13 protein-coding genes are annotated in these 13,759 nt (G+C 61.5%); 7 read left to right on the top strand and 6 right to left on the bottom strand.

What is annotated here, in order from left to right; genetic code table 11:
* The first annotated feature begins 11 nt into the window (after window positions 1-11).
* Window positions 12-1,073 carry an ArsO family NAD(P)H-dependent flavin-containing monooxygenase gene (locus BTO32_RS10480; protein ID WP_076724592.1) on the top strand — a complete coding sequence of 354 codons (1,062 nt, stop codon included), beginning with the start codon at window positions 12-14 and terminating at the stop codon, window positions 1,071-1,073.
* A gap of 4 nt (window positions 1,074-1,077) precedes the next feature.
* Here BTO32_RS10480 and arsJ read toward each other — a convergent pair whose 3' ends face one another.
* From arsJ to BTO32_RS10495, 3 genes are read right to left on the bottom strand one after another with little or no spacing between them, the layout of a single operon-like run.
* The gene (gene arsJ, locus BTO32_RS10485) at window positions 1,078-2,277 is read right to left on the bottom strand and encodes an organoarsenical effux MFS transporter ArsJ (protein ID WP_076724593.1); all 1,200 of its coding nucleotides are present in this window, start codon (window positions 2,275-2,277) and stop codon (window positions 1,078-1,080) included.
* A gap of 1 nt (window position 2,278) precedes the next feature.
* Window positions 2,279-3,283, bottom strand: a complete 1,005-nt coding sequence (locus BTO32_RS10490; RefSeq protein WP_076724594.1) for an ArsJ-associated glyceraldehyde-3-phosphate dehydrogenase — start codon at window positions 3,281-3,283, stop codon at window positions 2,279-2,281.
* A 45-nt stretch (window positions 3,284-3,328) separates the two neighbouring features.
* Window positions 3,329-4,093: a metalloregulator ArsR/SmtB family transcription factor gene (locus tag BTO32_RS10495; RefSeq protein WP_076724595.1), complete on the bottom strand. Its 765-nt coding sequence runs from the start codon at window positions 4,091-4,093 to the stop codon at window positions 3,329-3,331.
* Between the two features lie 212 nt (window positions 4,094-4,305).
* Between BTO32_RS10495 and arsH the strand changes: the two genes are divergently transcribed.
* Window positions 4,306-5,022 carry an arsenical resistance protein ArsH gene (arsH, locus tag BTO32_RS10500; RefSeq protein ID WP_076724596.1) on the top strand — a complete coding sequence of 239 codons (717 nt, stop codon included), beginning with the start codon at window positions 4,306-4,308 and terminating at the stop codon, window positions 5,020-5,022.
* A 10-nt stretch (window positions 5,023-5,032) separates the two neighbouring features.
* Window positions 5,033-6,103 carry an ACR3 family arsenite efflux transporter gene (gene arsB, locus BTO32_RS10505; protein ID WP_076724597.1) on the top strand — a complete coding sequence of 357 codons (1,071 nt, stop codon included), beginning with the start codon at window positions 5,033-5,035 and terminating at the stop codon, window positions 6,101-6,103.
* A gap of 47 nt (window positions 6,104-6,150) precedes the next feature.
* Here arsB and BTO32_RS17735 read toward each other — a convergent pair whose 3' ends face one another.
* Both BTO32_RS17735 and BTO32_RS10510 read right to left on the bottom strand, forming a co-directional pair.
* Window positions 6,151-6,546 carry a hypothetical protein gene (locus BTO32_RS17735; protein WP_139339057.1) on the bottom strand — a complete coding sequence of 132 codons (396 nt, stop codon included), beginning with the start codon at window positions 6,544-6,546 and terminating at the stop codon, window positions 6,151-6,153.
* Window positions 6,547-7,118: 572 nt separating this feature from the next.
* Complete coding sequence (locus BTO32_RS10510; RefSeq protein ID WP_076724598.1) at window positions 7,119-7,625, bottom strand: DUF2505 domain-containing protein; 507 nt, start codon at window positions 7,623-7,625, stop codon at window positions 7,119-7,121.
* A 168-nt stretch (window positions 7,626-7,793) separates the two neighbouring features.
* On the opposite strand from BTO32_RS10510, the gene BTO32_RS10515 reads away from it, so the two are divergent.
* The 4 genes from BTO32_RS10515 to BTO32_RS10530 all read left to right on the top strand — a co-directional run bounded on the left by BTO32_RS10515 (window position 7,794) and on the right by BTO32_RS10530 (window position 12,405).
* Window positions 7,794-9,143 (top strand): adenosylmethionine--8-amino-7-oxononanoate transaminase, encoded by a 1,350-nt coding sequence (locus tag BTO32_RS10515; RefSeq protein WP_076724599.1) that lies wholly within the window; start codon window positions 7,794-7,796, stop codon window positions 9,141-9,143.
* Window positions 9,144-9,149: 6 nt separating this feature from the next.
* Entirely contained in the window at window positions 9,150-9,893 is a 744-nt protein-coding gene (locus BTO32_RS10520) for a 16S rRNA (uracil(1498)-N(3))-methyltransferase (protein ID WP_076724600.1), read from the top strand.
* A 165-nt stretch (window positions 9,894-10,058) separates the two neighbouring features.
* Window positions 10,059-11,288 (top strand): DUF445 domain-containing protein, encoded by a 1,230-nt coding sequence (locus tag BTO32_RS10525; RefSeq protein ID WP_076724601.1) that lies wholly within the window; start codon window positions 10,059-10,061, stop codon window positions 11,286-11,288.
* Window positions 11,289-11,382: 94 nt separating this feature from the next.
* On the top strand, window positions 11,383-12,405 hold the full coding sequence (locus tag BTO32_RS10530) for an HDOD domain-containing protein (RefSeq protein ID WP_076724602.1): 1,023 nt from the start codon (window positions 11,383-11,385) through the stop codon (window positions 12,403-12,405).
* Here the strand turns inward: BTO32_RS10530 and BTO32_RS10535 are convergent.
* Window positions 12,338-13,711 (bottom strand): YhjD/YihY/BrkB family envelope integrity protein, encoded by a 1,374-nt coding sequence (locus BTO32_RS10535; protein ID WP_084206831.1) that lies wholly within the window; start codon window positions 13,709-13,711, stop codon window positions 12,338-12,340. The two genes, BTO32_RS10530 and BTO32_RS10535, sit on opposite strands and share 68 nt — an antisense overlap.
* Between the last annotated feature and the right edge of the window lie 48 nt (window positions 13,712-13,759).

Genomic DNA, 13,759 nt, shown 5'->3' on the forward strand with positions numbered 1-13,759 from the left:
AAGGAGCACACATGAGTTCAACGGCAGTCGATGTCCTGGTGATCGGTGGTGGTCAGGCCGGTTTGGCAACCGGTTACTTTCTTCGGCGGCACAAGCTGGATTATCGGATTCTGGACCGGGAGCCGGCGCCGGGTGGCGCCTGGCGGCATGGCTGGGATTCCCTTCAGTTGTTCTCGCCGGCGCAGTGGAGTTCCCTGCCTGGCTGGCAGATGCCGGAAACCGAAGATGGCGAATGGCCGCAGCGGGATGAAGTCATCGACTACCTGGCGCGGTACCAGAAACGCTATGACATACCGGTCGAACGGCCGGTGGAGGTGGCGTCCCTTACCCGAGGTGTCAACCGTCTGTCGGTTGAAACCGATCGTGGCACCTACCACGCAAAAGTCGTTGTCAGCGCCACCGGCACCTGGAGTCATCCCTTTATTCCTCAGGTGGAAGGCATCGGCGACTACCGGGGGCGTCAGGTGCACTCCGCCCACTATCGGCGCCCTGAGGATTTCCGGGATCGGCGGGTTCTGGTGGTTGGCGGAGGCAATTCCGGCGCCCAGATCTATGCGGAGGTTTCTAGGGTGGCCAATGCAAGCTGGGTCACCCGGCATCCACCAAAATTTTTACCGGACGACGTGGATGGCCGCGCACTCTTCGAGATGGCCACAGAGAAGTGGAAAGCTGAGCAGGAGGGCCGGGAATACACCCCAGCGGGCACCCTGGCGGACATCGTTATGGTACCGCCGGTCAAGGAAGCCCGGGAACGGGGCGTGCTGGAAACCCGTCGAATGTTCACCCGCTTTACGCCACAGGGTGTGGTCTGGCCGGACGGCGAAGAGGAAGCCGTTGATGCGGTGATCTGGTGTACCGGATTTCGCCCCGCGCTGGCTCATCTTGAAGGCCTCGGCGTGGTGGAGGCCGATGGCCGGGTAGACACCGAAGGCACACGCTCCGTCAAGGAGCCTCGTTTATGGCTGGTGGGTTACGGCGACTGGACCGGATTTGCCTCTGCGACCCTGCTGGGCGTCATGCGCAGCGCCCGGGCCGCTGCGCATGAGATCAATGACTATCTTGAGGGTTTCTGAGGGATCAGTGGCTCTCTATCACCGGACGCTCCTCCGGTAGCATCACCGACAACAGTGCCGCGGTTGCGACCAACGCTGAAGATATCCACAAGCAGGCTTCCAGCCCGTATGCCTGATAGACCCAGCCAGACAGGATGGTACCCAGCAAACGGCCGGCCGCGTTGGACATATAGTAGAACCCCACATCCAGCGAGACGCCATCGCCCCGGGCATAGCTGACAATCAGATAACTGTGCAGCGAGGAGTTAATGGCAAACAGCACACCGAACACCAGCAAGCCGCCGACCACCACCGCCTGGGCCGACCAGCCGGCCATCAGCGCACCAGCAATGCCGGCTGGAATGAGCGCCAGTCCTGCCGCCCAAAGCACGGCACCTGATTTGCCGTTTGAGTGGCCGGTAATGCGCGGCGCGATCGTCTGAACAAAGCCGTAACCGATGATCCAGCTGGCCATAAAGCCGCCAACTTGCCAGTGATCCCAGCCAAAGACCGTAGCCATGTAGACCGGTAACGCGACCACAAACCAGATATCCCGGGCACCAAACAGAAACATGCGGGCCGCAGACAGCACGTTGATGGCCCGGCTTTTCGACAGAATGTCGCTGAACTTCGGCTTGGCCTTACTCTTGCCCAGATCCTGCCCGAGCAGAAACAGGCTGGCCAGCCATACCAGTCCCAGCGCCACGGCCATGATAATCACCGCGCCCTTGAAACCGGCGGCCATCAGCAGCACACCACCGAGAAAGAAACCCACCCCTTTCAGGGTGTTCTTTGAGCCCGTGAGGATCGCCACCCATTTGTAGAGGGTGCCCTGCTGCTCATCCGGCACCAGCAGCTTGATGCCGCTTTTGGCTGACATCTTGTTCAGATCCTTGGCAATGCCGGAGAGCGCCTGGGCCGCCATGACCCAGGGCACCGTCAGCATGGCCGCCGGTACTGCCAGCATACCCAGTGCCACAATCTGCAGGAACAGCCCGATGTTCATGGTGCGGTTCAGACCCATACGAGCCCCCAGATAACCGCCCACGAGGTTGGTGACCACGCCGAAGAACTCGTAGAAGATAAATAGCAGGGCAATTTCCAGCGGCGAGTACCCCAGCTGGTGGAAATGCAGCACCACCAGCATCCGCAGCGCACCGTCTGTGAGGGTAAATGCCCAGTAGTTGCCAGTGATGACGAGGTACTGTCGGATGGAGGCCGTCATATCAGGCAGAACCTACCAAGCGAGCCAGCTCGACGGTCCGGTTGGCGTAACCCCATTCGTTGTCGTACCAGGCGTAGATCTTCACCTGGGTACCGTTGACCACCATAGTGGACAGGGCATCGACAATGGATGACCGTGGGTCGGTTGTATAATCAATCGACACCAACGGACGCTCTTCGTAGCCCAGAATGTCTTTCAGCTCACCTTCGGCGGCTTCTTTCAGAAGACGATTGACCGTTTCACGGTCCGTGGGCTGCTCGACTTCAAACACGCAGTCCGTCAGTGACGCATTGGTCAACGGAACGCGAACCGCATGGCCGTCGAGCCGGCCTTTCAGCTCCGGGAAGATCTCGATGATGGCCGTGGCCGAACCCGTGGTTGTGGGGATCAGAGAACTGCCACAGGACCGGGCCCGCCGCAGGTCTTTGTGGGGCGCATCGAGAATCGTCTGGGTGTTGGTCAGGCTGTGAATGGTGGTGATGGAGCCGTGCTTGATACCCAGCTTCTCATGAATCACCTTCACCACCGGAGCGAGGCAGTTGGTGGTACACGAGGCAGCCGTCACAATGCGGTCGTTAGCGGGGTCGAAACTCTTGTCGTTTACGCCAACCACAATATTTCTGGCACCGGCTTCCTTCACTGGGGCAGTCACTACTACGCGCTTCACACCCTGATCCAGATACCCCTGCAGCACCTCGACCGTCTTCATTTTGCCGCTGGCTTCAATCACCAGATCACAGCCGGACCAATCCGTTTCCGCAATGGTTTTGTTGCGGGTAACGCGAATCCGCTGCTCGCCGATCATGATATGGTCGCCGTCCACCCCGGCCTCGTGGCCCCAGCGGCCGTGTACACTGTCAAAGTTCAGCAAGTGCGCCAGCGTGTGTGCATCCGCGCCGGGGTCATTGATCGCGACAAACTCCATGTCCGGCCACTCCCAGGCCGCCCGAAGGGCCAACCGGCCAATCCGGCCAAACCCGTTAATACCTACCTTGATCTTGCTCATAATGGACTCCTTCGAAGCTCTTTTATCAATAAATTCATGGTCATTTCAGACAAGCCGGATACCGGGCCGGTCAGGCATCGCCAGAAGTGCCGCTTTCTCCCGTTGTGTGAGCCCGGGGTTACTTTCCGCCGTCTCGTCCAGAACCCGGAGCACCCAGGGCGGCAACTGGGGATGCAGGTAGTAAAAGACCCACTGCCCCCTGCGTTCCGTCTCAAGCAGTCCGGCCTCCCTCAGCGTCGCGAGGTGCCGGCTGATTTTCGGTTGCGGGGCATCGAGCGCTGCGGTCAGCTCGTTGACGCAGAGTTTCTTCTGATCGCGGATCAGCATCAGCATGGCCAGGCGAAGCTCTTCTCCTAATGCCCGGAATACGTCAGCCGGTTTGTAATCCATCGGCTTCATCCCGGTTTCTTTCTGGTGCACCAGGGTGAACAGCCCGATTCGCTCCTTCAGTTCTTTGAGGGTGAGGGCAAAGGTCGCATGGCGGTTGCTGGGGACCGGGTCCGGAAAATCCCATGCAATCTGCTGGGCCGACGGACAGACGCTGCCACATTCGTTGGCGGCCTTCTCACAGAGGGTAATCACATAATCCCATTCTTCCTCCTGCAAATCAGCCAATGACTTGCTGTGGAGTCCGTCTACCTCGATTCCGGATTCTTTGAGCACCTGCAACGCCATGGGATGGGGCCCGGCAGGCTCAGTGCCGGCACTGGCAACCTCAAAGCGGTCGCCCGCCATGTGTTTTAACAACGCCTCAGCCATGAGAGAGCGGGCGCTATTGGCGGTGCAGACAAACAGAACTCGGCGCTTCATATTCGATTATCCATATGTTGTATATTTTGCATATGCTATTTTTTGGATACTATCCGAGGTCATCGACAATGTAAACCTGTGCAAGAACACGAGCACCTGAGCCTGAAAAAAATGTTCTGAAGGCAGCATCTTTTCGGCAAGAGGTTCGTCTTCTTATCGAACTCTAAGCCGACCATTTTCTTGAATTAAGTCGCACAAAACTGAGGAGCGCCATGGGTAACTCAGACCTGCCCAACGTCAACCCGGAACACTTTGTATCCCCCACCACCGCCCAGGTATTCGCGGACAAGCCTTCGACTCACGCCCCCCGCATCCTGCTGCTCTATGGCTCGTTACGAGCAAGATCGTTCAGCCGGCTGGCCGTGGAAGAAGCCGCCCGCCTGCTGGAGGCCATGGGTGCGGAAACCCGCATTTTTGACCCCCGCGGCCTGCCCCTGGCGGATGCCGAGGATGCCTCGCACCCGAAAGTTCAGGAACTTCGCAGCCTGACGGAATGGTCCGAGGGTATGGTGTGGTGTTCGCCGGAACGCCACGGCGCCATGACCGGCATCATGAAAACCCAGATTGACTGGATCCCGCTCTCGATTGGCGGCATGCGCCCCACCCAGGGCAAGACCCTGGCCGTGATGCAGGTTTGTGGCGGCTCCCAGTCTTTCAACGCGGTCAATCAGTTGAGGGTGCTTGGCCGATGGATGCGCATGGTCACCATCCCCAATCAGTCGTCGGTGCCCAAGGCGTTTATGGAATTCGACGATAACGACCGAATGAAGCCTTCGCCGTATTACAACCGCATCGTCGATGTGATGGAGGAGCTGGTGAAATTTACCCTGCTGATCCGGGATCGTAGCGACTACCTGACCGACCGGTATTCGGAGCGGGTAGAAAGTGCTGAAGAAGTCTCCAAACGCGTCAACCAGCGGTCAATGTGAGGGAAGGGCGATGAACAGCAGCACCGAAATGACCCAGGCGGAAAGCTCTGGCGAAGGCATGGATCTGTTCGGCCGGTATCTGTCGGTGTGGGTGGCTCTGGCCATCATGGCCGGCGTGGCGCTCGGCCAGTTGGCGCCGGTGATACCGGAAACCCTGTCTCGTTTCGAATACGCTCAGGTCTCCATTCCCATCGCCATTCTGATCTGGGCGATGATCTTCCCGATGATGGCGCAGATTGATTTCAGTGCCGTGGTCGGAGTGGGAAAAGAACCGAAAGGCCTGGCCATTACCACCATCGTCAACTGGCTGATCAAACCCTTTACCATGTTTGCGATTGCCTGGTTCTTTCTGACAGTGGTTTTCGAGCCATTTATTGCCCCAGAGCTGGCGAGTGAGTACCTGGCCGGCGCGATCCTGCTGGGTGCGGCCCCCTGCACTGCGATGGTCTTCGTCTGGAGCTACCTGACCAAGGGCGATGCCGCCTATACGCTGGTGCAGGTGTCCCTGAACGACCTGATCATGTTGTTTGCGTTTGCACCGATTGTTGTTTTCCTGCTGGGCATTTCCGATATCGAAGTACCCTGGGATACCGTCATACTGTCCGTGGTGCTGTACATTGTCATTCCGCTGACCGCTGGCTACCTGACCCGACGCACGTTGATTGCCCGCCGGGGACAGCGCTGGTACGACGAAGTGTTCATGAAACGTCTCGGCCCTGTTACCCCGGCGGCACTGATTGTCACCCTGGTACTGCTGTTCGCCTTTCAGGGCGAGGTGATCCTGAACAATCCCCTGCATATCCTGCTGATCGCCGTGCCACTGGTTGTTCAGACCTTCCTGATTTTCTTCCTGGCCTACGGCTGGGCCCGGCTTTGGAAGGTGCGCCACTGCATCGCAGCGCCCGGCGCCATGATCGGCGCCAGCAATTTCTTTGAGCTTGCGGTCGCTACGGCCATCGGACTGCTCGGTCTACAATCCGGGGCGGCTTTGGCGACCGTGGTTGGCGTGCTGGTGGAGGTTCCACTGATGTTGATGCTGGTACGCATCGCCAACAGGACCCGGGATCGGTTCCCGGCCTGAGGGCCCTGCCCAGCCGGCACCCCATTCGCCGTCACGGCTTCACAGCCTCACGCGACAGACGATAGAACCAAGTTCACAACAACAGTTACTAAAACAGAGGAGTACAGTAAAAAGAACGGAACGATGATCCATGCTTGCCAACTTTTTGGTAACAACACACACGGGTTCCCCAACAAAGAGGCACGCCTTCGTAAAAAGGGAAAGGGAGTTGAACGCAAAACGAGATAAGCAAAAACATTACTGCTTCTCATCAGACGCCCGATAACTTTTCCAGTCCAGATCACTCGCGCAGCTGAAATAGCGCTTCCCTCAGTCGCCACACGGTGTTCAATCAAAATCACATATCGGAAACTAATAGTAAGGATAACGAGTAGCGGCAATAGTCCAAAGAACAGGCTGAAGTTACCGATGTGAGCCAGAACATAAATAGCTTTGTCATTCATTGGTCCGCATCCGCGCTACGATCAACCAACATCAGCTGACCAAGCGTACTGGAACAGTTACGTCGTGGCGTCCAGCTAATCCAACGCTCCGAGATACCAACCTGACAAAAAAATACAGAAACATGGGAAGCACATACACCGTGAAAGGTACGGTGACCCACAGCTTCAAAGAACACGGCAAAGGTTCGCTTTCATCTCCCATCCGGGATTCAATGCGTGGGCCTATTCGTGGAAGGTTTCGAAATACGAAAAATGCGTAAACATGTCCGCCCCTCATTCAGAGACCGATAGGACCATTTCCCCAAACACTGCGAATACCATCCAATTGCTTACTTGGCGTCGCAATTCGCCGTTCGACTTTCGAGGTTTTACGAAAGGGATCGGCAACGACAATCATTTCGCCCGGTGACCGGCAAAGAACTCTGCAAAGTAGCCGCGGGCTCAGCCAAACCCGCCGTCCTCAGGGACTTTGATGTTGGCTGAGCCGACTCTGCCACAGTTACCGTACCCGCAACGCCCCCTTTCGCCACATCGGGCCTGCGAAGGGCGCCGGCAAACCGGCACCGGCGTCCTCAACGAGCCGCCGTCCCGGCCGTCAGCGCCTTGATCACCTCATGTTCGAGGTCGATCTTGAGGCGGGAGTCCTGGGTCAGGAAACCGGCGATCTTGCGCCCGATCAGCGGCAGGTCGCAACGCACCCTCAGCGAGACCTGATTACGGCAACCGTCGCCATGCCGCAACAGGCGCATCATACCGGTCATCCGGGCCGGGACCCCGGCCAGATGGACGCGGAACTCACAGTGCCATTCGTCCTCGTTCTTTCGGAACCAGTGCTCCTCCTGGCGAACCGAATTCCACTCCCGGTGAAAACTGGCCAGAATGGCCGGCACCTCCTGTGACGCCCGAACCTCCCGTTCCACCACCAGCTTGGCCGAGGCGGGTTCGCGGCGGAGCTCCCGCACCACCACGTCCCGGGCCCCCAACCGGGCGTTTTTCTCACGGATGAGCGTTTCGTCGAAGAACTGCTCCAGCAGCTGTTCCAGCGGTGCCTCATAGGCGTGTGTGACTTCAAACTCCATGGCCGACTCCGTTTTCTTGTTTCCCGGGATTGTGGGCTGCCACCGTGGCGGCGCCATTGGCCGCTGGGGCACGGCCGCCAGGCATGGTGGCCAGCCCGCGCGGTTAACTGTAAGATCCCGACTGGTTAACAGAACACACCCGCACCACGACGTGACCGGAGACAGCCCATGAACAACGCCGAGCTGGTCGCCCGCGACCTGAAAGCCGTCTGGCACCCCTGCACCCAGATGAAAGACCACGAAACCCTGCCGTTGATCCCCATCAAGCGAGGCGAAGGCGTCTGGCTGGAGGACTTCGAGGGCAACCGTTACATCGATGCGGTCAGTTCCTGGTGGGTCAACCTGTTCGGGCACGCCAATCCGCGCATCAACGCCGCCATCCGGGAGCAGACGGAACAGTTGGAGCACGTCATCCTTGCCGGCTTTACCCACGAGCCGGTGGTCCGCCTGTCCGAGCGCCTGGTGTCCGTCACCCCCGAGGGTCTGAACCGCTGTTTCTATGCCGACAACGGCTCGTCCGCCATCGAGGTGGCGCTGAAGATGAGCTACCACTACTGGAAGAACCTGGGCCGGCCGGGCAAGAAAAACTTCGTCAACCTGAGCAACAGCTACCACGGCGAAACGCTGGGTGCCCTGGCGCTGGGCGACGTGTCGCTGTACAAGGACACCTACCAGCCGCTGCTGATGGACGTGCTGACCGCGCCCTCCCCCGACGCCTACCTCAAGGAACCGGGAGAAACCGACGAGGCCTATGCCCTGCGCCAGTTCGAGGCGATGGAGCGGTTGCTGGCGGAGAAGCACGAGGAAATCTGCGCGGTGGTGGTGGAACCGCTGATTCAGTGTGCCGGCCACATGCGCATGCACCATCCGATCTACCACACCCGGCTGCGGGAGGCCTGCGACCGCTATCAGGTCCACCTGATTGCCGATGAGATCGCGGTGGGATTCGGCCGCACCGGCACCCTGTTCGCCTGCGAGCAGTCGGGCATCAGCCCGGACTTCCTGTGCCTGTCAAAGGGGCTGACCGCCGGCTACTTGCCGCTGTCCGTGGTGCTGACCACCGACCGTGTGTACGAGGCCTTCTACGACGACTATCAGACCCTGCGGGCGTTCCTGCACAGTCACAGTTACACGGGCAATCCGATCGGCTGCGCGGTGGCGTTGGCCACCCTGGACATCTTCCGGGACGAACAGGTGATCGAGAACAACCGCCAGCTGGCCCGCTGCATGGCCGAGTCGGTGGCGCATCTGGCGGACCACCCGAACGTCGGTGACATCCGCCAGCACGGCATGACCCTGGCGATCGAAATGGTCAGGGACAAGGCCCACAAGACCCCCTTTCCCTGGCAGGAGCGACGGGGACTGCGGGTGTACCAGCACGCCCTCACCCGCCAGGCACTGCTTCGCCCGCTAGGCAATGTGGTGTACTTTATGCCTCCGTATGTGATCACCGAAGAGCAGATCCGTCATCTGGCTCAGGTGGCCACCGAAGGCATCGAACTGGCAGTGAAGGACTGACACCGGATGCGCATCCCGCGAATCTACACGGACACGCCCCTGGCGGTCGGGCAGACCGCCGCCCTGGATGACAACGCCGCCCAGCACGTGGGCCGGGTCCTGCGCATGCAGCCTGGCCAGGAGCTGCGGCTGTTCAACGGCAACGGCCACGACTACCCCGCCCGCATCGTCGAGGCGGGCAAGAAGCGGGTCGCGGCGACCATCCTTGAGGAAATCCCCAACCCCTCCGAATCCCCTCTGGAGATCGTACTGGCCCAGACCCTGTCCAAGGGCGACCGGATGGACTATGCCGTGCAGAAGGCCACGGAACTGGGCGTGACCCGCATCGTGCCGCTGACCTCCGAGCGCTGCGATGTCCGGCTCCGAGGGGATCGCGAGGACAAGCGGTTGAAGCACTGGCAGCAGGTGGCCATCAGCGCCGCCGAACAGTGCGGGCGGGCCCGGGTTCCTCAGCTGATGCCGGTGATGTCACTGCCGGAATGGTTCGACCTGGCCCGAGACTGTGATCTCCGCCTGGTGCTCCACCACCGCACCGAGCAATCCCTGACGACCCTGGCCCGCCCCACCCGTGTCGCGCTCATGATCGGGCCGGAGGGGGGGTTCAGTGGCGATGAAGTCGCGGCGGCGGAGGCTGCGGGGTTCGTTCCGGTCGCCCTCGGCCCCAGGGTATTGCGCACCGAGACTGCCCCGGTCGCGGCGCTGACACTGTGCCAATGGCTGTGGGGGGATTTCGGCGGGCACCGGGGGTAGCCCGGCGGCACGGCCGTGCCGCCGGGCTCGGCCGGCATCCCAGTCATTGACAGCCGGCGGGGCCGGTCACATGATCCGTGTCTGACAATTTCAGGGTTTGCGCGCACCTGCCGATGCCTGGCCACCCCGGGCCAGTAACAACACGACGACGAGTACGAGTACCGGATGACGAGCCTGCTGACCTCCCCCGAATTCTGGCAATACCTGAGCATCCCCGTGATTGCGGCGCTGATCGGCTGGTCCACCAACTGGCTGGCCATCCAGATGACCTTCTACCCACTGGAGTTTGTCGGCAGGCCACCGTTGCTGGGCTGGCAGGGCATCATTCCCTCCAAGGCCCGGAAAATGGCGGCCAAGAGCGTGGATGCCACCATTGCCAAGATCGGCACCGTGCAGGAGATTTTTCAGCAGATCGATCCCCAGGTGCTGGCCGCGCACATCGTCCACTCGGTGGACCCGCGCATCGAAGAGTATGTCGACGAGCTGATGCTCCGGGACTACCCCACCTTCTGGGAGAATCTGCCGGCCTCGGCCCGGCGCATGGTGTACGAGCGGGTCCGAAAATCCACGCCGCAGCTGGTGAACAATCTGGTCGGGGACGTTTCCGCGAACATCGAGGATCTACTCGACATCAAGGGCATGGTGATTGAGCGGCTGGCCGGAGACAAGCGCCTGCTGAACCGCATTTTTCTGGAATGCGGCGAGGTGGAGTTCCGCTTCATCATCAACTCCGGCCTCTACTTCGGGTTCCTGTTCGGCTTGGTGCAGATGGCCGTGTGGTACGTGTACCCGGCTTGGTGGGTGCTGCCGGTGTTCGGCCTGCTGGTGGGCTGGGCCACCAACTGGATTGCCCTGAACGTGATCTTCCGGCCGCTGCGGGCCCGCCAGATTGGCCCGTTCCGGCTCCAGGGCCTGTTCCTCAAGCGCCAGCCCGAGGTGGCCGAATCCTTCTGTCACATCGTGACCCATGAAATCCTGACGGTTGGCAACATCATCCAGGCCATTCTCGATGGCCCCAAGGGCGACCGGGCCCGCAACATGGTCAAGAAGCACATCAAGCCGCTGGTGGACGAAACCGCCGGCATGGGCAAGGCCCTCACCCAGATGGCGTTCGGCCCGACCGGTTTCGCTTCCCTGAAAAACCGGGTGGGCGAGAAAGCCATCGAGATCTCCCGGACGTCCTTCAACAACCCGGTGTTCGAGCAAGACCGGGCCCGGGCGGTGGAGTCGATCATGGTGGAGCGCATGACGGCGCTCTCGTCCGAGGAGTTCCAGGACCTGCTGCGCCCCTGCTTCCAGGAAGACGAGATCAAGCTGATCCTGGTCGGCGCGTTCCTCGGCTTCGCCGCCGGACTCTGCCAGCTGATCTTCGTCTTCGGGGAGTCTCTCGTCTGACCCGCCCGCGAAGCTGTCAAACTGGCGGGGGCCCCACTATACTCCTATCGATACAGACAAAACCGTTTCACGCATGGTCGATGGGAGGCAGTGGATGCCTGGATGGATCTCCTGGCTGACAGGCATGTTCTCCGCGGCGCCGCCGGCGGAGCGGGCCCCGGAGTCACGCCTGTTCAACCCCGTGCCCACCCCCCGGGGGCAGGCATCCGATACCCCCGATCACGCCCATCAGCTGGAGCACCACCTGTTTTGCTGGCTGCTCGACACCGAACCCCGGGCACTGACGGCAGACATCAGTGCCCATGCGGGGGTTCTGGAACGGCTGGGCCAGCGCCTGCGCGCCGGAACCCTGGAAGAGCTGCCGCGCCGCCCCCTGAGCCTGCCCATGCTGATGCGAGCCCTGTCCGACGAGAACACCGGCCGCCAAGCCCTGACCGACACCATCCTGCAGGACCCGGCGCTGACCGACCAGCTGCTTCAGGTGGCCAACAGCCCCTACTTCCGGCCTCCGGATCACACCATCGAATCGGTGGACCAGGCGGTGTTCCTGCTGGGTATCGAAGGCATCCGGGATGTCATCTCGGCGACGCTCATGCGTCCGATGATGGCGGCCCGCAACAGCCGCGAGGCCCTGTTCGCCCGCCGCTGCTGGCTCTGGGGCTTGGCCTGTGCCCGCGCCTCGGAAATCATCGCCCGGTCGCGGAACCAGGACGCCAGCGCCCATTTCATGGTGGGCCTGCTGCCGGCCCTGGCCTACCTCACCCTGCGCCGCGAACTGGCGCGATTGTGCCCGTCAGGCCCGGATGGGCGTGAACTGGAACCGGCCCTGGTCCGGCATGCCATCGCCTGCTATCAGTGGGCGACCTGCCAGCTGCTCGCCAACGAATGGAGCCTGCCGCCCAAGTACCACGCCCTGCTGCTGACGGCAGAGCGCCCCGCGCCCGACCAGCCCAACACCGCGCTCAGCGACGGCATGCTGATGGGCACCCGGGAGGTGCTTCGGAACGCCCATCAGCGCAACCTCGGCGAAGATGAGCTGCGCGCCCTGGTCAGTCTCGGTGACGAGACGTTTGCCCAGGTGCGCAAGGCGCTTCGCCAGATACTCCAGGAGGGCTAGCCTCGCCAGCGCCCGCCAGCAGGGACGCCAGAGACACCGAGGCGCCGCTGCCGGAGGCCTCGTACAGCGTGCGGGGCACCTCGGACGGCAGCCGATCCACCACCCGGTCCTCGTCCCGGCGCACCGCCGCGAGTATATCGGCCACCGTAATCCGCTCCAGCGCCCGGCCGGGCACCAGACAGTCCCCCTGGCGTCCCGCCAGGGTCAGCAAGCCGGCCCGGATCAGCTTGTCGCTGATTTTCCGGGTCACCTCTCCAGGCACACGCAGCTGATGCTCCAGCACTTCCTGCTGGGGCGCCGGACGGCCTTCGCTGAACGGCCGGGACACCAGCCACATCAGTGCCAGCCCGACTTTCTCCTGCAGCTCGGGGGCCAGCTCCACCCGGCGGCGCTTGGCCACCGCCCCCGGATTCTGGAGGTAAAAGGCCAGACTGGCCCCCAGCAGCAGAATCATCCAGTTCACGTAGATCCAGATCAGCAGGACGATGCCGATGGCGAAGCTGGAGTAGATGGCAGCGTACTTGGCGGAGCCGGCAACAAAGGACGCGAACAGCATGCCCCCTGCCTGCCAGGTAACCCCGGCCACCACCCCGGCGATGAAGGCATAGCGCAGCTTGACCCGGGTATTAGGGATGAACACGTAGACAAAGGTGAAGGCGCCCACCACCAGGAAAAACGGCGTGAATTTGCTGACCGCCAGCAACACCGACCCGAACGGCTCGATGGCCATCAGCGCCTGCACCGCCCGGGACGAGAAAATCGTGGCGGTGACGCCGATCGCCGACACCATCAACAAAGGGCCCACCATGATCACGCTGAGGTAATTGGAAAAACGCTGGGCCATGGAGCGCATGTCCGGCACCCGCCAGATCATGTTGAAGGAGCGCTCAATCTTCTGAACCAGGGAAATCACCGTGTACACCAGCAGCGCCAGGCCCACGGAGCCGAGCACCCCCACCTTCATGTTGTCCACGAACCCCAGGATGCGCTCGGCCACCTCCACGCCCTGGGGGCCCATCGGCTCGAAGAACTGGAACAGGAAGGGCTCCATGCGCTGGTGCACGCCCAGCGCCTTGAGCACCGAGAAGCTCAGGGCCAGCAGCGGCACGATGCTCAGCAGCGTGGTGTAGACCAGGCTCATGGCGTGCAGGGTCAGCTGGCCACTGAGCACATCCCGGACCAGCGCATAGAGGGAACGGCCGACTTTGTACAGCCAGGTCCAGGGCCAGTGCTGGGGTGGATTGGGGTTGGCCAGGATCCAGTCCTCGGCCGCTTGCAGTCGTTCTCGGAATTGAAATGAAGCCACGTCACATCCTGTTGCAGTGCCTGTGCCATCGGCCGCCGGGGCCGGCTG

The organism is Marinobacter lutaoensis, from assembly GCF_001981305.1.
Classification (GTDB): Bacteria; Pseudomonadota; Gammaproteobacteria; order Pseudomonadales; family Oleiphilaceae; genus Marinobacter; species Marinobacter lutaoensis.